The sequence below is a fragment of the Streptomyces sp. NBC_01006 genome, assembly GCF_045162725.1.
Lineage (GTDB): Bacteria > Actinomycetota > Actinomycetes > Streptomycetales > Streptomycetaceae > Streptomyces.
In genome coordinates this window covers 8,209,841-8,226,624 of record NZ_CP108700.1, presented here as the reverse complement: position 1 = coordinate 8,226,624, position 16,784 = coordinate 8,209,841, and the positions used below count along the sequence as shown (strand labels likewise).

Sequence of the window (16,784 nt, the reverse complement as noted above, 5' to 3'; positions counted from 1 at the left end):
GGTTGACGGACACCGTCAACCGATGCCGTCGGCCGCCTTCCGGTCAGCGATGCTGAGGGGATGACGTTGCGGATCGACATCGGCGGGCTGCCGTCCGAGCAGCTGCGGTTCGCCGCCTCCCCGCTGGCCGAGCTGACCGCGATGCTGCACGTACTGGCCGAACCCGGACATCATCCGCAGCTCGCCGGCTGGGCTGCGGGGGTCTGGGCCGGGCTGCGGCCGGAGCTGGCCGAGCGGTTGCGGGAGGCGGAGTTCCTCTGGCGTTCCTCACAGGCCGACTTCCTGTTCCCCGCCCGCCCTCGGCCGACCCTCGCCGAGGAGTTGGACGACGTGGACCGGATCGACGACGAGACGTACGTGACCGCCGCGCTCGTCACCACGTGCGGCGGCAGCCGGGTCCACTTCGCCGCGCCGTCACCGCTCACCGATGCCACTGCGCGCGAGCGGGCCCTGGACCTGGCCCAGGCGCGCGGCGCACGGCAAGAGGCCTTCGCCGAACGGCTGCTGGCGGACCCGGCCGCCGTACGGTCGCGGGTACGGCACACCCTCGAACAGTGCGCCGAGGCCTTCTTCGATGCAGCCTGGGCGGACGTCGTCGTACGGCTCGCCACCGATCTGCGCCTGAAGAACGACCTGCTGAGGCACCAGGGTGTCGCGGCGGCACTCGCATCGGTCTCCGGCTCCGTCACCCTGGCACCGGACGGCGACTGCATCATCGTGGACAAGCTGCAGGACAAGGCGACCGCCGCCCGCGGAACCGGGGTCACCTTCATCCCGAGCGTCTTCGCCGGCCCGCACCTGGTGGTGGTCCATGCGCCCGGGTGGCAGCCGGTGGTGCAGTACCCCGTGGCCGAGCCGGGTCCGTCGGGGCCCGTATCGCTGGAGACGGTCACGCTACGGCTGGAGGCGCTGGCCCATCCGGTACGGCTGCGGCTGCTGCGTACGCTGGCCCGCGGCCCGCACACCAACGGCGAGCTGGCCCACGCCTGGGAGCTCTCGCCCCCGGAGGTCTCCCGGCACCTCGCCGTCCTGCGCGGCGCGGGGCTGCTCACGGCCCGGCGGCACGGCCGTTACGTGCGCTACACCGTCAATCTGCCCGACCTGACGGCGCTGGGTACCGATCTGCTGGCGGCCGTACTGCGCTGAGGGGCAGCGGCGGCGGCGTTCAGGTGGCGGTGGGCCAGGTCCGCAGCAGCGCGGAGATCTTCCCTGCGGAGCAGGCGGGGCTGAGGAGGAGGTCCTTGAGGGCGATGGCGTCGTCGCGGGTGGGTTTGACCCGGATTCCCGCGGCTTCGAGGTACATGACGCCGGTGGCCGCCGCGACGGCCAGGTTGGAGCGCTCCAGCCAGCGGCAGCGGCCGAGGGTGTGGACGAGGGCCGCCGCCTTGGCGTAGGGGCCGTCGTACAGCGGCTGCTCGAACAGCTCGGCCCGGTGGCGGGCGACCGCCGAGACGGGCACGCCGTAGTCGTCCGGGGCCGGGTCGCTCACCCCGGCCGCTTCGGCGACCTGCAGGATCCAGGCGACGTCGATGTGCAGTTCCATCAGGCGGCACGTGCCCCCGGAGACGACTGGTGGGCGTCCTCGGCCTCGTCGAAGACGCCCTGGTGCTCGGCGAGGAACCGGGCGGCGGCGTCCACCGCCCGGGCCCGCAGTCCACTGGCGTCGTCCTGCACGAGGCGTGCGAGGTAGTCACCGATGCTCAAGCCCAGGTCGGCGGCGCGCTTCTTCGCGAGTTCCGCGATGTCCGCGTCGACGCGGGCACCCAGCTGTGTTTTCGCCATGCTCCGATGGTAACAGTTGTTACCAATCAGTGGGCGACTACTCCGTTCCTGGACAGCGGGACCGCCCGGGGGTCGGCCGGGCGGGGGACGAAGACCGGGGAATCCGACTGGTAGAAGAGGTCGATGTCGGCCTCCTCGCCGCCGACGATCAGGGTGTCCCATGCGCCGCTCTCCCGCAGGGTGCGCAGGGTGGCGGGGGCGATCGAGGCCAGGTGGGAGCGGAGCTCCTCGTCCGTGGGCAGGCCGGGCAGCCGGGAGCCCAGCCGGTCGCGGATCCCGGCCATCCGCTCCAGCAGCGCGTCCAGGTCGCTCCCGTCCACGGCATCGTCACCGGCCGCAGCGGCACCGGCGCCGGCCTCAGCGCTGCGCGCGATGATGTCCTTGATGGCTCGGGTGACGCCCTGTTCGTCGGTGGTCACCATGGCGTTCCAGGCCCGGCTCTTGTGGCGGTACTGGAGCATGGACATCGCGGCCTCGTGCCGGATGAAGTCGGCGTCCCGCAGCGGCTTGCCCTGCCAGGCGCGGCTGAGCGAGCGGGCCAGTGAAGTGGCGGAGGCGAGGCCGCTGTTGAGGCCTCGGCCGGGCCAGAAGTGGATGGCGTTGGCCGCGTCGCCCAGCAGGAAGCCGTACGTGCCGGGGCTGGTCGCGGTCGGGCGGTGCAGCTGCGCGGTGAACCGCGGGCGCTGGACCATGTCCAGCCGGAACGAGGTGATCGCGGAAAGGTCGTCCTCGGCCACGCCGAACAGGCTCAGGCCCTGCCGGATCTCCTTCCACAGCGGGGAACTGCGCAGCAGGGCGGGCAGGAAGAGGGTGCCGTGGGTGGGACAGCGGAACTCGTTGTCCTCCTCCTGCCGGCTCATCAGGCAGGGGCGGGTGGCGATGCACTCCTCGAAGACCTGGCGGACCGGGTCGATGCCGATGACGTTCTTGGCCTCCTCCCGGGTGAGCCGCATGTTCAGGAAGCCCTCGCCGCGCAGCGAGTTGAGGAGGAACCGGTTCTGCGACACGGTGAGCAGCACGCTCATCGGGTCCGGCAGCTTCGACTTGACGCGCAGCCCCAGCACGATGTCCTGGAGGTGCTCGCCGTCCAGGGAGTAGATGGAGGCGTCGGCCGCGCCGAAGCGGTCGGCGTAGTGCTCGCGGGTGCGGGAGCGGCCGCCTTCGCAGACCACCAGGACGTGTTCCTGGGTGAGCCGGTTCTGCTGCTCCTCGACGTCGAAACGCTTGGGGACGAGGCGGATCGCCGATCGCCGGTTCGCCAGGGCCAGCAGCCGGTCCTCGATGCGGGCGATCCGGATGTTGCGGGGCGGGCGGCCGTCGACGGAGTCCGGGCCGACGGGCCACATCTCGGAGTAGGCGCCGCCGTCGTCGAACAGGGCGGAGAGCACCTCCTCGGACAGGGCGAGGTACTGCCGGCTCTGGACGGTCACCACCTGCTGACGGCGGAAGTTGCCCTGGGTCTCGTCCTTCCAGACGACCTCGGGACCCTTCCTGGTCCAGCGCCCGTCGTAGAGGGTGATGGCGGTCCGGCCGGGCAGCATCTCGTCGAGCGCCAGGGCGAAGGCGAGGCCCACCGGGCCGCCGCCGGTGATGGTGACCCGCAGCGTGCCGGGGTCTGCGGCGATCGGCCGGGGGACGTCCAGGAGGGAGAGGTCGATGACCGTCTCCATGGAGTCCTGCGCCTCGTAGAGGAACGTTTCGTCGCCGATCCGGACGCAGTCGTTCGGACGCAGGACATGCCGGGTGACGCGCTGGTCGTTGACGAACGTGCCGTTCCGGCTGTCCCTGTCGTAGAGGACGAACCCGGCGTCCTCCGCAAGGATCTCCGCGTGCAGCCGGGAGGCACTGGGGCTGACGATCACGACGCCGTTGTCGCTCTTGCGCCCGAAGCTGAGGGGCTCACTGCCCAGAACCACGCTCTGTCCGGTGAAGGGACCCGTGCGCCCGACGATGACCGTTGGCACTGCACACTCCTTGAAAGCAACGTTGCCGACTCTTCCTACGACTGCAACACGCCATCAAGAAGGTGTTCGGTTCAACCATCTTTCGAAAATTTTCTCGCACTTGGCTGAACTCGGGGCCCGGCCCGTACGTGATGCTCACGTCGAATGGCTCCGAGAGGAAGATCCGCCCCCATGTACAACGAGGAAACCGAGACCGTGACGGAGGCCGCGCTCGCGGCCGTGCCGGGTGCACCGGGCGGGGAACGGCTGATCGCGGGCCGCTACCGGCTGCTGTCCCGGCTCGGCGAGGGCGGCATGGGCACCGTGTGGCGGGCCCGCGACGAGACCCTGGACCGCGAGGTCGCCGTCAAGGAGGTACGCGCCCCGGCCGGCCTGCGGGCCGGCGACATCGCGCGGATGTACAGCCGGTTGGAGCGGGAGGCGTGGGCGGCGGCGCGGATACCCGACCGCAACGTGGTGACGGTCCACGACGTGGTCATGGACGACGACCGGCCCTGGATCGTGATGGAACTGATCCGCGGACAGTCGTTGGCCGATCTGCTGCAGGCCGAAGGGCCGCTCAGCCCGCGGCACACCGCGCACATCGGCGCGGAGGTGCTGAGCGCGCTGCGCGCCGCACATGCCGTCGGGGTGGAGCACCGGGACGTGAAGCCGGCGAACGTGCTGCTCGCCGAGGACGGGCGGGTGGTGCTCGGCGACTTCGGCATTGCGATGGTCGAGGGCAGCACCGCCCTGACCATGACCGGCGAAGTGGTGGGCTCCCCCGAGTACTTGCCGCCGGAGCGGGCGCTGGGCCGCTCCTCGGGGCCCGAGTCGGACCTGTGGTCGCTCGGCGTGATGCTGTACGCGGCCGTGGAGGGGGTCTCCCCGTTCCGGCAGGACACCGCGCTGAGCACGCTGCGGGCCGTCGTGGACGAGGAGCCTCCGGCGGCGACCCTGGCCGGCCCGCTCGCCCCGGTCATCGCCGGGCTGCTCCGCAAGGAGCCCGCCGAGCGGACCCCCGCCGCCCAGGTCGCCGAGGCCCTGCGGGAGATCGCCCACCAACCGGACGCCACCACGACGGCCGGCCGCATCCTGCCGACTCCCGTGGAACCGGCCACGGCGGCGGCACCGGTCCCCGCGCCGGCATCCATCGCGCCCGGACCCGTCGCGGCAGAAGCCACCGAGCCCGTACCCGTCGCACCCGAACCCACCGCCCCGCCCCGCAAGCGACGTACGGCGGCGTTCGTCGCGGCCGGCGCGGCCGTCTGCGTACTGGGCGCCGCCGGGCTGGCGTACGCCCTCACCGCCAACGACAACGACGAGGCCAACGCGTCCGGTTCGGGCGTACGCATGTCGGTGGCGGGCTCGAACACGACCTATACCGGCCGCTGCCCGACCCCCGAGAGCCAGGCCCCGGCGTTCACCGCGACCTTCACCGCGTCCGAGCCGACCCTGATCTCCTTCCGCTGGGTGTCCGGCGACGGCTCGGTCGTGGACCCGCACTGGCGCACCATGTCGATCGGGAACAAGGCCAACCCCACGGGACACGACACGGTGCGCCTGACGACCTACGCGAAGGCCGGCACCCTGACCACCGGGATGGCCGTGGAACTCCAGAGCCCCACCCACACCACCTCCAACCCGGTCCCCTTCTCCATCACCTGCACCGGCTGATCCCTGCAGGGATTCAGGAGGCGAAAGACCGTTCCAGCCTGGGGATCAGGTCCCTGAGATCCTGTTCCCAGCAGCCGGCGTTGTGGCCGCCGTTGCACTGGGTACCCCAGGCGGAACCATCGCCGTAGTCGACGTAGTAGTAGGGCATGCCCAGGGCGTCCATGCTGTCCTTCACGTGCTTGGACGCGCTCTCGACCCAGAACTCCAAGTCGGTGACGTCTCCGCGTCCGTTGCCCACGTAGATGGAGACCCCGACCCCCTTGAGCTTGTCCATGTGCGCCGCCGGGTCGACCTCGTTGAACCTCCAGTCGGCGTTGAACACCGGGTAGGGCGATCCGAACACGGCGTCGCTGTCCACGCTGGGCTCGTAGGCGACGAGGGAGGCGACCACGGCCATCCGCAGGTCCATGGACCGGACCGACAGGTCGATGTCCCCCGACAGGGACGCGGTCTGGCTGAACAGGTCGGGACGGACCTGGGCGTAGTGGAGGGCTCCGAACCCGCCCATGGAGACACCCGCGACGGCCCTGGCCTTTTTGGTGGCGATGGTCCGCAAGTTCGCGTCGATGAACGGAATCACCTGCTTGAGGTGGAAGTTCTCCCAGTTCTGGGCACCGGCCTGGGTCCTCTGGTTGAGCCAGTTGGCGTACCAGCCCCGAGCGCCGCCGTCCGGAATGACGGTGATCATCTGGTCCGAGGTGGTCAGCGCCGGATAGTTCTGCTGGATCGGGTCGTCAGGAGAACCGTGCAGGAAGTACAGCACCGGATAACGCCTGGCCGGGTCGTCGTAGTAGCCGCTCGGCAGAATGATTTTGATGTGGTGCTTGCCCGTGACCTCCGGCGTGGTCACGGTGATGTAGAAGTTGGTGGGACCGCCTGTCGCCGTGTCCACCTGGGTCAGGCCGAACCCGTCCGCCATCGGCGGCGGCGCGGTGCGCTCGGCGGCCTGCGCCGAACCTGCCGGAACGGCCATCGCCACCATGGCGGCCATCAATGCCACCACCATGTGCCATCGACTGGTTTTCCTCATCACGGTGTTCCCCCCTCGGGAGCCTTGTCGTCGGAATCCTGATGAAAGAGCGGCCTCAGGAAAGGACCTTGATCTCCAGTGCCGGCGAGGCCGCGATCTGGTCCTCGGTGAACCGTTCCGTCACCCACTGGCCGGCCGAGAACAGCTTGGTCTGGTCGGCGTAGTGCGGCGAGTTCGGGTTGGCCGACTGGGAGTAGGCCAGCACCGAGGAGGCCTGTGGCGGGCCGTCGGCGGTGAACTTCACCTGCTGGAGGAAACTGGACCCGAAGACGATGTCCAGCTTCCCGTCGACCATGCCGGGAGTGACCACGTTCAGTACGCCGAGCTCGCTGATCGAACCGTGGATCGGGATCTGCTCACCGCCCCGGGTGATCTTCTGGACGTCCGACAGCGGCGCGTTCAGCGCGATACCCGCCTTGCGCAGCGCGAGCACCGCCCGGCCGAACGCGTCGCGGACGGCGGAGCTTCCGGGGTCCAGCGAATTGGGCGTGTGCACCGGGTCCTTGGGGTCGAAGGGCACCCGCCACGGCAGTTTCTCGATCGCCTGCCCACCGAGCAGGAAGGCCCAGTAGTTCTCGAACAGCCACGACCCCCGGCTGTCCGCGGAGTAGTTGTGGTCCCTCCACGCGGCCAGGACCGGACACGCCTCGCTCACGTTGACCAGATTGCCGTCCACCAGGATGAGCCCGAAGGGAACGCTCCGGCACATCGTCACCGTGGCGTCGAGCGCCAGGTCGGCCGCCCTGCTGTTGTCGGCGAACAGCAACTGCCGCATGTTCTCCGGTGTGAAACCCCTGCCGGGCAGGCCGTCCGTGCCGTTGATCCGGTTCTGCGCGGTCAGGATCAGCTCCTGGGTGCGCAGCGATCGGGGCGCGGCCGTATCGCCCATCACCCTGGGGAAGGACAGCGGCTGCTCGGGGTTGGCCAGCCAGGCGCTGTCGTTGGCGTTGCCTGCGAAGTCCTTGCGGATCAGGCGTGGCTGCTTGTGCGGGTCCAGCAGTCCCGGCGCGACGGCGTTCGGGTCGTCGGGCCAGTCGCACGCGCTGCGTTTGCCGTCGAAGATGGAGACCGGCGGCACGTTCGGCAGCCGTAGCTCCTGGTTGAACAGCAGCCGCCCGGTCAGGGTGAGGCAGGACTCCGCGTGCTCGTCGGTGATGTTCGGGGTGGCCTGGATGTCCGCGTACAGCGCGTTGCCCTTGCGGTCGGAGGCGACGGTGTTGAAGAAGGGGACTCCCTGAGTGGTTTCCAGGGTGTTGACCACCTCGTCGACGTCCTTGGCCTGGTCGAGGTGGAACCAGGTGTTGAGCGCCCGCAGGTTGTCCATGTTCACGTCGCGCACCGCGTGGGCGCTGACCACCCACGGCAGCGGGATGCCGAGCACGGAGGTGACGATCGGGCCGTACCGGGTGGACCACAGCGTCCTGGTGACCTTGCCGATGGAGCCGTCGGCGTTCAGTACGTCGACACCGACCTGCTGCGAGTTCATCTGCTGCCAGGCGCCGTCGACCAGGTAGTTGGTCGGGTTCAGCGGGTCCACCTGTACGTCGAACAGCCCGAACGGGGCCACCGTGGCGACCGTGTGGCTCCAGGCGACGTCCTCGTTGTGCCCGATGTTCACCGCGGGGAATCCGAGCAGGCTGGCCCCGGAGACGTTGACCTTCCCCGGGATCGTCAGCTGGCTCTGCCACATCCGGTTCTTGCCCTGCCACGGGAAGTGCGGGTTGGCCAGCAGCATGCCGGTGCCCCCGGACACGCCCTGTGAACCCACCGCCAAGGCGTTGCTGCCCATGCTCTGTTGCCGGCTGACGGCCAGCGCGTCCCGGATCTTCGCGGCGGTCTCCTGGGGCGAGGCGGCCGGCGGCGCGGCGGCCGAGGCCCCCGGAGGTGCGGCGGTCACCTGGCCGTCCAGCAGCGGATCGGCGCTGCCCATGATGATCTCGGCGTGCGCGTGCCGGTAGACGTCCAGCTCCGTGATCGGCCGCACCCAGGCCGCACCGCGGCAGGCCGGGTCGGAGATGTTGTTCACTCCCGTCTCGGCCAGGTACCTGTTGTACCCCTGGACGTAGCCGCGTATGGCCTCTTTGACCTCCGGCTCCGGCCCGTTGGGGGCGGGCTGGTCGATCAGCCGTTCCACCACCCGGTTGTCGTTGATCCGCTGGAAGTACAGGTCGCTGTTGAGATTGGTGGTGGTGTTCTGATTCTCGCCGGGGCTCGCCTTGCCGTCGGGGCCCAGGTAGCGGGACCTCTGGGCGTTGACCATCAGATAGGTGTCGGCCAGCGTGCAGACGTTGTCCTTGGCCGCGGCGTACCCGTAGCCGGTCCCCAGCCCCTCCCAGTTCGAGGCGGTGATGTGCGGGATCCCGTATTCGGTGTAACGGATCGTCGGCTTGTCCGGCCCCTGTCCGGCGGTCGCCGATGCGAGGGCCGATGACCCGGCGGCCGGCGATCCGGCGGCCGCCATCGTGCTCATCGCCGCCACCGCGGCCATGACCGCCATCGGCAGTCTCGCCATGAATCTCCTGCGCGCCATCGAGCCGTCCTTCCCCTGTGGTCCAGGCCTTCGTCGCCTTCGTCCGAACGCGGCCACGCTAGGGATGAGCGATGAAATCCCGATGGAGCCGACGCGCCGCCGCGGGTTTCATCGAGATGTCATCGACCGCTGCCACTGTCGTCCGGTGACCTCGGCCGACTGCGTTCCGCATCGGAATGCGGACGCGTGGGCCGACTACTTGGGGAGGATCGAATGCGAGCCAGAAGGATCGCGGCCGTGGCAGCCGGGTTTCTGCTGACGGTCGGGCTTTCAGCGGTACAGGGGGCCAACGCGCAGGGGGCCGCGGCAAAGGCGACGGCTTCGTGCGAGGGCACGTACACGATCGTCGTCGGGGGCACCGGCAGTTCGTGGAACAACGACGGCTTCTACGGAAACATCCAACAGCACGTCGGGTACCCCACCCAGATCCCCAACGGCGCGAGCACCCGTGCGGGCGTCAATGAGCTGAACCGGCTGGTCCGCGACCAGCGTGCCGCGTGTCCGGGCCAGCACGTCAAGATGGCCGGGTACTCCTTGGGCGCCGGCGTCGTGCACGTCTGGGTCACCGAGAACTGGCAGACGTTCGACAACGTCAACGCCATTCTCATCGCGGACCCCAAGCGCCAGGGCCCTCCCGGCGCCAACGGCGGGTCCGTTCCGTTCGGCGGCCTCATCGGCGCTCCGCTCGCCGGTGCCGACAGGTTCTTCGGCAACGTGCCCGTCAAGACCATCTGCCACTGGGACTACGTCTGCGACGAGTCCGCCGGCATCTGGACCTACCCGAACAACCACGTCAAGAACTATCCCGAAGACTTCAACATGGACCACCACAACGACAGCGCCAGCGAGCAGTGGTACAACGGCGCCTGGTACCCCTGGTAACCACGGAGCGGATTCCTCACCACCTGTCAGCGGCCGAGCAGTCGGCTGTTGACAGGTGGTCCCCGCGCAGGATCATCTCGTACGTCTGCCGCAGCATCCGGCTCGGCGGAACCCCCAGGTCCGCGGCCAGACGGCGGCGGGCCTGGTCGAACACGGTCAAGGCGTCGGTCTGCCGTCCGCTGCGGTGGAGCGCGCGCATCAGCGTCGCGGCCACCGGCTCGTTCAGCGGGTGCGCGGCGGCCAGGGCGAACAGCTCGGCGATCGCTTCGAAGTGCCGGCCCAGCCGGAGCTGCCACTGCGCCTTCCGCTGCATGACGGCGACCCTGCGCTCGGTGAGCCGCAGCCGCTCCACCTCGGCGAGCGGCCCGGGCAGGCCGGCCAGGGGCTCCCCGCGGAACAGGTCCAGGGCCTGGGAGCACAGGCGGACCACCTCGGTCCCCTCGCCCGCCCGGTCTGCCCTCCCGACATCGGTGAGCAGCCTCTCCATCCGCGCCACGTCCACTTCGACGGCGCCGGGGGCGAGGCGGTAGCCACACCGGGCGTGCTCGATCAGCGAGCCCGGGCCCTCCCCCGTGCGCAGGGCCTTGCGCAGTCGGTAGATGTACACCGGCACCACGTTCGTGAGGGGCGACTCCGTTCCCCATACTCCGTCGAGCAGTTCCTGCCGGCTGACCGTCCGCCCCGCGCCCAGCGCGAGCGCGGCCAGTACGGATTGCTGGCGCAGGTGCCCCAGGTTCAGGGGTCGCCCGTCCTGCCATGCCTGCAGCGGTCCGAGCAAGGAGATCCGTACGCTCGGTCCTGCCTTCGGCACCGGGCTCACTTCCTGTGTGCGGGGGCCGCTGCCGGGGACGACGAGGCCGCAGTCAAAGGCGTGGACGATGGCGGCAGCCCGGTCGCGCAGCCCGAGTTTCGCGAGGATGCGCGCGAGGTGTCCGGCCACCGCGTCCTCGGGGATGGCGAGGTCGGCGGCGATCTCGTCGTCCCGCAGGCCGCAGCCGACTGCATGGAGCACCCTGCGCTCCTGCTGCCTGAGCGTGGTGGCAGTCATCGGCATCACTGCTCCCTGGGCTGGTCGGGCCGGCGTTGGCGGTCGCCAAGGTAGCGGCGGGAGCACCGACCAGGGCATCCGGAACGTTCCGGAGTGACATGGAACCCGGCCTGCCGGCCCCGGGCCCCGCACCGCCTACGGGGCCCTTCTCCTACCCCGGTGCCGCCTCGGTCCGTGAGGTGTCCCGATCGTGGGCCGGTTCCTGTACCAGCCCCGCGGGCTTTCCGGCAGGACGCAGGGCAGCCACCAGAACAGCTGCTCCGAAGAGTGCGACGAGCATGATCCAGGCCGCGCCCACGTGCATGGCGTGAAGGAACGCGTCATCGGCAGCGTGCGCGAGAGCGGGCCGGTGGATCGCGGTCGCGACATGGCGGGCCTGTTCGGCGGAGACCCGCGCCTGGTCCTGCGCCGGCCCGGGTACATCACTCAGGGAGGGTTCGATCGCGCTCCGGTAGGCGATCGACAGGATCGTGCCGCCGACGGCGATCCCGATCACGCTGCCGGCCTGTCGCACGGTGTTGGTGACGGCCGACCCCGCACCGGCCCGTTCCAACGGCAGGGAGTTGATCAGTGCGGCCGTCACCGGGCCGATCACCATGCCGATGGCGAGGCCCTGGACCAACAGCAGGATCTCGATCCAGAGGAGTGGGGTCCGCAGCCCGAGGAACCCGTACGCGCCCATGGTCAGCGCCGCCGCGGTGAGCGCCGGTGCGGCGACGGGACGAAGCGACCAGCGGCGGACCAGACGTGCTCCGAGAGGCGCCCCCAGGATTGCACCGAGCGCGGTCGGGAGACTGGCCAAGCCCGCCTCCATCGGCGAGAAGCCGCGTGCGCCCTGTAGGTAGAACGCGTTGTAGAAGGTGACGGCGGCCACGGCGAAGAGCAGCAGTCCGAGCGCCGCGTTACCGCCACCGAACGTGCGTTGCACGAGCAGTCGGGGATCGAAGCCGGGTGCTTTGATGCGCAGTTCGACGCATACGAAAGCGGCCAGCAGGACGAGTCCGGCGGCGATCGGCGCCCAGACGTCCGTACGCCCCCAGGCCGCCACCTGCCCCGCATGGATCAGCCCGTACGCCAGCGCCGCCAGCCCGCTGACCGACAGCACCATCCCGGCCGGGTCCAGCGGCCGCAGGACGGGGCTGCGGAAATTCGGGACCAGTACGGCGATCCCGACCAACGCCAGTGCCACGACGGGGACATTGATCAGGAAAACCGAACCCCACCAGAAGTGGTCGAGAAGGAGTCCCGCCAGCACTGGGCCAACTGCCATTCCGACACCCGCGGATGTCGAGAAGGCGGCGATCGCGGTCGCCCGGGCGGGGCCCGTGAAAGTCCACATGAGGATGGCCATGGTGGCGGGCGTGATCAGCGCACCGCCCACTCCCATCGCGGCTCGGGCGGAAATCAGCTGGCCCGCGTCGCTTGCGTACGCCGCCCACAGCGAGGACCCGGCGAAAATCACCAATCCGGTGACGAGGACGGTCCGGTGACCGAATCGATCGCCGAGTGCTCCTGCGGTGAACATCAAGGTGGCGAAGGCCAGGGTGTACGACCCTGTGGCCCATTGAAGCCCGGCGGGGCTGGCATCGAGGCCGCGGACCGGGTCCGCGAGGGTCTCCAGGGTGGTGCTCAGGACGGTGTTGTCCAGCCAGATCAGCAGTGAGCACAACATGAGAACGGCAAGGATTAACTGTTGCCTGGATTTCGGCAGCGCAGGGGACTCGGTCATGAATAACCTCGGGTTCGATCGGTGAAGATCTGACGACGGATCCGGACCGTAAACCATCGTCGCACCCCTGTCAATTTCCGAATGCCCCTGAACAGGCGGCCGGTTCAAACGAGCCTTCGAGGCCATATCGCCGCACCTTTGTCAATTGAGCACCCGTGAATGGACCATTGGTTTTGACGAGCCACCAAGGGCATCTCGTCACTTCTCTGTCAATGGCGAAAGGCGGCCTCGCTCTCGCGGGCTGTCGGCGCGGATCCCGGGAATCCCTCGCCCATCAACACGCATACGCCTACTGGGGGATGAGCGGCGCAGTCCACCTGCTATGGTGCGCCGATGTCATCGATCAAGAAGATTCAAGTCACCTTCGACTGCGCAGAGCCTGAGCGCGTCGCTCGCTTTTGGTGCGAGGTGTTGGGGTACGTCGTACCGACGCCGCCGGAGGGGTTTGCCACTTGGGACGACTACGACCGCTCGCTGCCGCCTGAGCGTCAGGGTGCGGGGTTCGTCTGCATGGATCCCACAGGTGTGGGCCCGCGCATGTACTTCCAGCGCGTTCCCGAGGGCAAGGTCGTCAAGAACCGGGTGCATCTCGACGTGCGGGTCGGAACCGGGCTCGTGGGTGAAGAGCGCGTGGCCGCGCTTGAGTCCGAATGCGAACGACTGGTCGCGCTCGGCGCGACACGCGTGCGACTGCTGCGTGCCGATGAGTACAACGAGTCGTGCCTCCTGATGCAGGACATCGAAGGCAACGAGTTCTGTCTCGACTGAGCATCCTCCGGGACGGCAGCCCCAGGAGCCGTTCGGTCCGGCCCCGAACGGCTCCCGAAGGCGGGCGGGCCCGCTCAGTCCACGCCGAGCAGGCGGCGCCTGTCGTCGGGGCGGGAGGCGAATTCCGTGCAGGGCGACCGGTGGACGATGCGGCCCTTCTGCATGACGGCGACGTCCTGGGCCACGGAGAGGGCGAGCCCCAGGTTCTGCTCGACGAGGACGACGGACATCCCCTGCGCGCCCACCTCCCGGATCACCTCGCCGACCTGGGCGACGATCGCGGGCGCGAGGCCGTCGGACGGCTCGTCGAGCAGCAGCAGGCGCGGATTGCCCAGCAGGGCCCTGGCGATCGCGAGCATCTGCTGTTCCCCGCCCGAGAGCTGGTCCCCGCGGTGCCCGAGCCGCTCCCCCAGCCGCGGCAGCAGGTCGAGGACCCGGGCCCTCGTCCACGGGCCCGTCGCCGGACGCCGGGAGGCGATCGTCAGGTGCTCGGCCACGGTCAGCGGCGCGAACACCCGCCGCCCCTGGGGGACGACGGCGACCCCGGCCCGGGCGATCACGTCGACGCGGGCTCCGGCGAGCTCCCGGCCGTCGAGGGTGACGCTGCCCCCGTACGCCGTACGAGCCCCATGACGGTCGAGATGAGGGTGGTCTTCCCGACCCCGTTGCGCCCGAGGACGGCGACGATCCCGCCCGCGTCGAGATCCAGGTCGACACCGCCCAGGACGACGCCCCCGGCGTAGCCGGAGCGCAGCTCGCGCACGCTGAAGAGCGGTTTCACGAGGGGACCTCCGTGGTGCCGAGGTAGGCGCTCTGGACCGCGGCGGAGGCCCGTACCTCGTCGGGGGCGCCGGTCATCAGGTGTCTGCCGAGGTGCATGACGGTCACCGTGTCGGCGAGTTCGAAGACCATGTCGAGGTCGTGTTCGACGAGGAGTACGGTCACCTCGCCGGGCAGGGCGGCGAGCAGCGCGGTGAGCCGTGCGGTCTCCGCGGGAGACATGCCGGCGGCCGGCTCGTCCAGGAGCAGCAGCCGGGGGTCGGTGGCGAGCGCGACGGCGACCTCCAGCTGCCGCCGTTCGCCGTGCGAGAGTTCGGCCGCCGCGAGCTCGTGCCGCGTGGGCAGGCCCACCTGGTCGAGCAGCGCGTGCGCCTGCGCGATGGCCTGCGGCCGGGCAGCGACCCTCCGCAGGCCCCCGAGCCCTCCCCCGGGCCTGCGCAACAGGGCGAGCAGGACGTTCTCCAGCACGGACTCGCGCAGGAAGAGACTGGAGTGCTGGAACGTCGCCGCGACGCCGAGTCCGACCCGGCGGTCCACGGGCAGCCGGGTCACGTCCTGCCCGTCGAGGAGGATCGATCCGGCGGTGACCGGCAGCGTTCCGGAGATCAGGCCGAACAGGGTCGATTTGCCGGCACCGTTCGGGCCGATGATCGCGTGCCGCGCCCCCGCCCGCACCGTGAGGGAGACCTCGTCCAGGGCCCGGAAGGACCCGAAGTGCCGCGAGACGTTGCGTAGTTGCAGGAGAGCGGAGTGGTCGTGGGTCCGGTCTGTCACGTCGTTCTCTTTCGGATGGGCCCCAGCGGCAGCGGCAGCCGTACGCCTGCCAGCCCGCGGGGCAGCGCGTAGACGGCGACGACGAAGAGCAGCCCGAGCAACAACGGGCCGCGCCCGGCGACGGCTTCGAGGTTTCCGAGGTAGTCGCGGGTGAGCCAGACCAGTGCGGCGCCCGCGCAGGCCCCCCACAAGGAGCCGGAGCCGCCGATGACGACGGCCAGCAGCGCCAGGGCGGCGATCTCGAATCCGGCGTCGCCGGGCGAGACGAAGCGCTGTACCGAGATCCACAGGGCTCCGGCGGCGCCCGCCAGCGCTCCGGCCCCGCAGTAGACGGTCAGGGCGTAGCGCTGCGTCGGATAGCCGATCGCCCTCATCCGCGGCTCGTTGTCCCGGATTCCGCGCAGGGCGAGGGCGAACGGGGTCGAACCCAGACGGGAGACGGCCGCGAAGAGCAGCAGGAACACGACCAGTACGTAGAAGTAGACCAGCCCGTCCAGCGCCAGCGCGGACATGCCGGGCAGTGGTACGACGGGCGGGATGCCCGATACCCCGTCGGTGCCGTTCGTCAGCGACTTCCAGTTGACGGCGGCGCTGTACGCGATCTCGCCGACGGCCAGGGTCAGCATCAGGAAGACCACCCCCCGGGCCCTGACCGCCAGCCATCCCGTCGGTACGGCCACCAGCGCGGAGACGCCTGCGGCGATGAGGAGTTGGAGTATTCCGATGTCAGTGAGGCGCGTCGCCACGATGGCGGCGGTGTAGGCACCGACTCCGAAGTAGGCCGACTGGCCGAGGGTCGGCAGTCCGGTCAGCCCGGTGAGCAGGTTCACGCTGACGGCGAGCAGCCCGAACACCAGGATCCGCGACAGGGTGCCGATCGCGTACGGGCCGAGGACGAAGGGGGCCACGGCGAGTGCGAGGACCGCGGCGGTGCGCGCTGCCACGATGGTTCCGGTCGGGCTCATGCGCGCACCGCCGACGGGACCAGGCCGTGCGGCCGGAAGACGAGCACGATCAGCATGGTCCCGAAGAGGAGGAAGGGAGCGTACTCGGGGAGCAGCGCCACCCCCAGGGTCTGCACCTGTCCGATGAGGAGCGCTCCGGCGAGCGCGCCGCGCACCGATCCGAGGCCGCCCACGACCACGACGACGAGCGACAGGACGAGCACGGTCTCGTCGACACCGGGCCCCGGGCCCAGGATCGGTGCCCCGAGGACCCCGCCGACCGCCGCCAGGGCCGCGCCGGAGGCGAAGACCCCGTAGAGCACCTTGCGGACGTCGACCCCCAGCGCGCGCACCATGTCCCGGTCCGCGACGGCGGCCCGTACCAGTGCTCCGAGCGGGCTGCGCTCGAAGACGAGGTACACGAGGAGCGCGAGGCCTGCCGCGACGCCGATGAACACGAGCCGGTAGACCGGATACGCGTGGCCGAGGAGGTCTACCGTCCCGCGCAGGGCCGTCGGCGGGTCCGTGGGCAGCACGTCACCGCCGAAGGCCGCGGACAGCAGGTCCGCGACGATGAAGGTGATGCCGAGCGTCAGCAGGGCCTGGTCCAGGTGCCCGCGCCGGGCCAGCGGCCGGGTGAGGAACGTCAGTGCGGCCCCGCCCGCACCGCCCGCCAGGGCGCCGGCGGCCAGCGCGAGGACCAGGCCCCACAGGCTGCCGTCGGACAGGGCGTAGGCCACGTACGCCCCGGCCAGGTAGAGCGTGCCGTGGGCCAGGTTCAGCACGTCCATCATGCCGAAGACCAGGGAGAGTCCGACCGCGATCGTGAAGAGCAGCAGACCGAAGGCAACCCCGTCGACGACGCTGACGAGGTTGCCGTCCAACCATCCGGTCATG

14 protein-coding genes and 1 pseudogene are annotated in these 16,784 nt (G+C 70.1%); 4 read left to right on the top strand and 11 right to left on the bottom strand.

Going from position 1 to position 16,784, the window contains the following annotated elements; translation table 11 throughout:
• The first annotated feature begins 60 nt into the window (after positions 1-60).
• Positions 61-1,146: a DUF5937 family protein gene (locus OG509_RS37420; RefSeq protein ID WP_406187028.1), complete on the top strand. Its 1,086-nt coding sequence runs from the start codon at positions 61-63 to the stop codon at positions 1,144-1,146.
• A gap of 19 nt (positions 1,147-1,165) precedes the next feature.
• On the opposite strand, the gene OG509_RS37415 is transcribed toward OG509_RS37420, so the two are convergent.
• The 3 genes from OG509_RS37415 to OG509_RS37405 are packed head-to-tail and all read right to left on the bottom strand — an operon-like array spanning position 1,166 to position 3,746.
• Positions 1,166-1,543: a fic family toxin-antitoxin system, toxin component gene (locus OG509_RS37415; protein WP_406187027.1), complete on the bottom strand. Its 378-nt coding sequence runs from the start codon at positions 1,541-1,543 to the stop codon at positions 1,166-1,168.
• Positions 1,543-1,782 (bottom strand): hypothetical protein, encoded by a 240-nt coding sequence (locus OG509_RS37410; protein ID WP_406187026.1) that lies wholly within the window; start codon positions 1,780-1,782, stop codon positions 1,543-1,545. The genes OG509_RS37415 and OG509_RS37410 overlap by 1 nt, the downstream gene beginning before the upstream one ends.
• A 26-nt stretch (positions 1,783-1,808) precedes the next feature.
• The gene (locus tag OG509_RS37405; protein WP_406187025.1) at positions 1,809-3,746 is read right to left on the bottom strand and encodes an FHA domain-containing protein; all 1,938 of its coding nucleotides are present in this window, start codon (positions 3,744-3,746) and stop codon (positions 1,809-1,811) included.
• A 171-nt stretch (positions 3,747-3,917) separates the two neighbouring features.
• Here OG509_RS37405 and OG509_RS37400 point away from each other — a divergent pair, with 171 nt between their 5' ends.
• On the top strand, positions 3,918-5,402 hold the full coding sequence (locus OG509_RS37400) for a protein kinase domain-containing protein (protein ID WP_406187024.1): 1,485 nt from the start codon (positions 3,918-3,920) through the stop codon (positions 5,400-5,402).
• Between the two features lie 13 nt (positions 5,403-5,415).
• On the opposite strand, the gene OG509_RS37395 is transcribed toward OG509_RS37400, so the two are convergent.
• Positions 5,416-6,432 (bottom strand): alpha/beta hydrolase, encoded by a 1,017-nt coding sequence (locus OG509_RS37395; protein WP_406187022.1) that lies wholly within the window; start codon positions 6,430-6,432, stop codon positions 5,416-5,418.
• A 55-nt stretch (positions 6,433-6,487) separates the two neighbouring features.
• Positions 6,488-8,962 (bottom strand): penicillin acylase family protein, encoded by a 2,475-nt coding sequence (locus OG509_RS37390; RefSeq protein ID WP_406187021.1) that lies wholly within the window; start codon positions 8,960-8,962, stop codon positions 6,488-6,490.
• 213 nt (positions 8,963-9,175) lie between these two features.
• Here OG509_RS37390 and OG509_RS37385 point away from each other — a divergent pair, with 213 nt between their 5' ends.
• A complete protein-coding gene (locus OG509_RS37385) occupies positions 9,176-9,844 on the top strand; it encodes a cutinase family protein (protein ID WP_406187020.1) in 669 nt (222 codons plus the stop codon).
• Positions 9,845-9,860: 16 nt separating this feature from the next.
• Here OG509_RS37385 and OG509_RS37380 read toward each other — a convergent pair whose 3' ends face one another.
• Together OG509_RS37380 and OG509_RS37375 are read right to left on the bottom strand one after the other, a co-directional pair.
• A complete protein-coding gene (locus OG509_RS37380) occupies positions 9,861-10,898 on the bottom strand; it encodes a BTAD domain-containing putative transcriptional regulator (RefSeq protein ID WP_406187018.1) in 1,038 nt (345 codons plus the stop codon).
• A 145-nt stretch (positions 10,899-11,043) separates the two neighbouring features.
• Positions 11,044-12,747: an MFS transporter gene (locus tag OG509_RS37375; protein ID WP_406187017.1), complete on the bottom strand. Its 1,704-nt coding sequence runs from the start codon at positions 12,745-12,747 to the stop codon at positions 11,044-11,046.
• Between the two features lie 207 nt (positions 12,748-12,954).
• On the opposite strand from OG509_RS37375, the gene OG509_RS37370 reads away from it, so the two are divergent.
• On the top strand, positions 12,955-13,389 hold the full coding sequence (locus OG509_RS37370; protein ID WP_406187016.1) for a VOC family protein: 435 nt from the start codon (positions 12,955-12,957) through the stop codon (positions 13,387-13,389).
• A 74-nt stretch (positions 13,390-13,463) separates the two neighbouring features.
• Here the strand turns inward: OG509_RS37370 and OG509_RS37365 are convergent.
• From OG509_RS37365 to OG509_RS37350, 4 genes and pseudogenes are all read right to left on the bottom strand, one after another.
• Positions 13,464-14,152 (bottom strand): annotated as a pseudogene (locus OG509_RS37365) (ABC transporter ATP-binding protein).
• 14 nt (positions 14,153-14,166) lie between these two features.
• Positions 14,167-14,943 (bottom strand): ABC transporter ATP-binding protein, encoded by a 777-nt coding sequence (locus OG509_RS37360; protein WP_406187015.1) that lies wholly within the window; start codon positions 14,941-14,943, stop codon positions 14,167-14,169.
• A complete protein-coding gene (locus OG509_RS37355) occupies positions 14,940-15,908 on the bottom strand; it encodes a branched-chain amino acid ABC transporter permease (RefSeq protein ID WP_406187014.1) in 969 nt (322 codons plus the stop codon). The genes OG509_RS37360 and OG509_RS37355 overlap by 4 nt, the downstream gene beginning before the upstream one ends.
• A complete protein-coding gene (locus OG509_RS37350; RefSeq protein ID WP_406187013.1) occupies positions 15,905-16,783 on the bottom strand; it encodes a branched-chain amino acid ABC transporter permease in 879 nt (292 codons plus the stop codon). Before OG509_RS37350 ends, OG509_RS37355 begins: the two co-directional genes overlap by 4 nt.
• Position 16,784 lies beyond the last annotated feature (1 nt).

Excerpts from the sequence above, each read along its gene's own strand:
- OG509_RS37420 (WP_406187028.1), top strand. The coding sequence starts at position 61 with ATGACGTTGCGGATCGACATCGGCGGGCTGCCGTCCGAGCAGCTGCGG.
- OG509_RS37415 (WP_406187027.1), bottom strand. The coding sequence starts at position 1,543 with ATGGAACTGCACATCGACGTCGCCTGGATCCTGCAGGTCGCCGAAGCG.
- OG509_RS37410 (WP_406187026.1), bottom strand. The coding sequence starts at position 1,782 with ATGGCGAAAACACAGCTGGGTGCCCGCGTCGACGCGGACATCGCGGAA.
- OG509_RS37400 (WP_406187024.1), top strand. The coding sequence starts at position 3,918 with ATGTACAACGAGGAAACCGAGACCGTGACGGAGGCCGCGCTCGCGGCC.
- OG509_RS37395 (WP_406187022.1), bottom strand. The coding sequence starts at position 6,432 with ATGAGGAAAACCAGTCGATGGCACATGGTGGTGGCATTGATGGCCGCC.
- OG509_RS37390 (WP_406187021.1), bottom strand. The coding sequence starts at position 8,962 with ATGGCGCGCAGGAGATTCATGGCGAGACTGCCGATGGCGGTCATGGCC.
- OG509_RS37385 (WP_406187020.1), top strand. The coding sequence starts at position 9,176 with ATGCGAGCCAGAAGGATCGCGGCCGTGGCAGCCGGGTTTCTGCTGACG.
- OG509_RS37380 (WP_406187018.1), bottom strand. The coding sequence starts at position 10,898 with ATGCCGATGACTGCCACCACGCTCAGGCAGCAGGAGCGCAGGGTGCTC.
- OG509_RS37375 (WP_406187017.1), bottom strand. The coding sequence starts at position 12,747 with ATGGCCTCGAAGGCTCGTTTGAACCGGCCGCCTGTTCAGGGGCATTCG.
- OG509_RS37370 (WP_406187016.1), top strand. The coding sequence starts at position 12,955 with ATGTCATCGATCAAGAAGATTCAAGTCACCTTCGACTGCGCAGAGCCT.
- OG509_RS37355 (WP_406187014.1), bottom strand. The coding sequence starts at position 15,908 with ATGAGCCCGACCGGAACCATCGTGGCAGCGCGCACCGCCGCGGTCCTC.
- OG509_RS37350 (WP_406187013.1), bottom strand. The coding sequence starts at position 16,783 with ATGACCGGATGGTTGGACGGCAACCTCGTCAGCGTCGTCGACGGGGTT.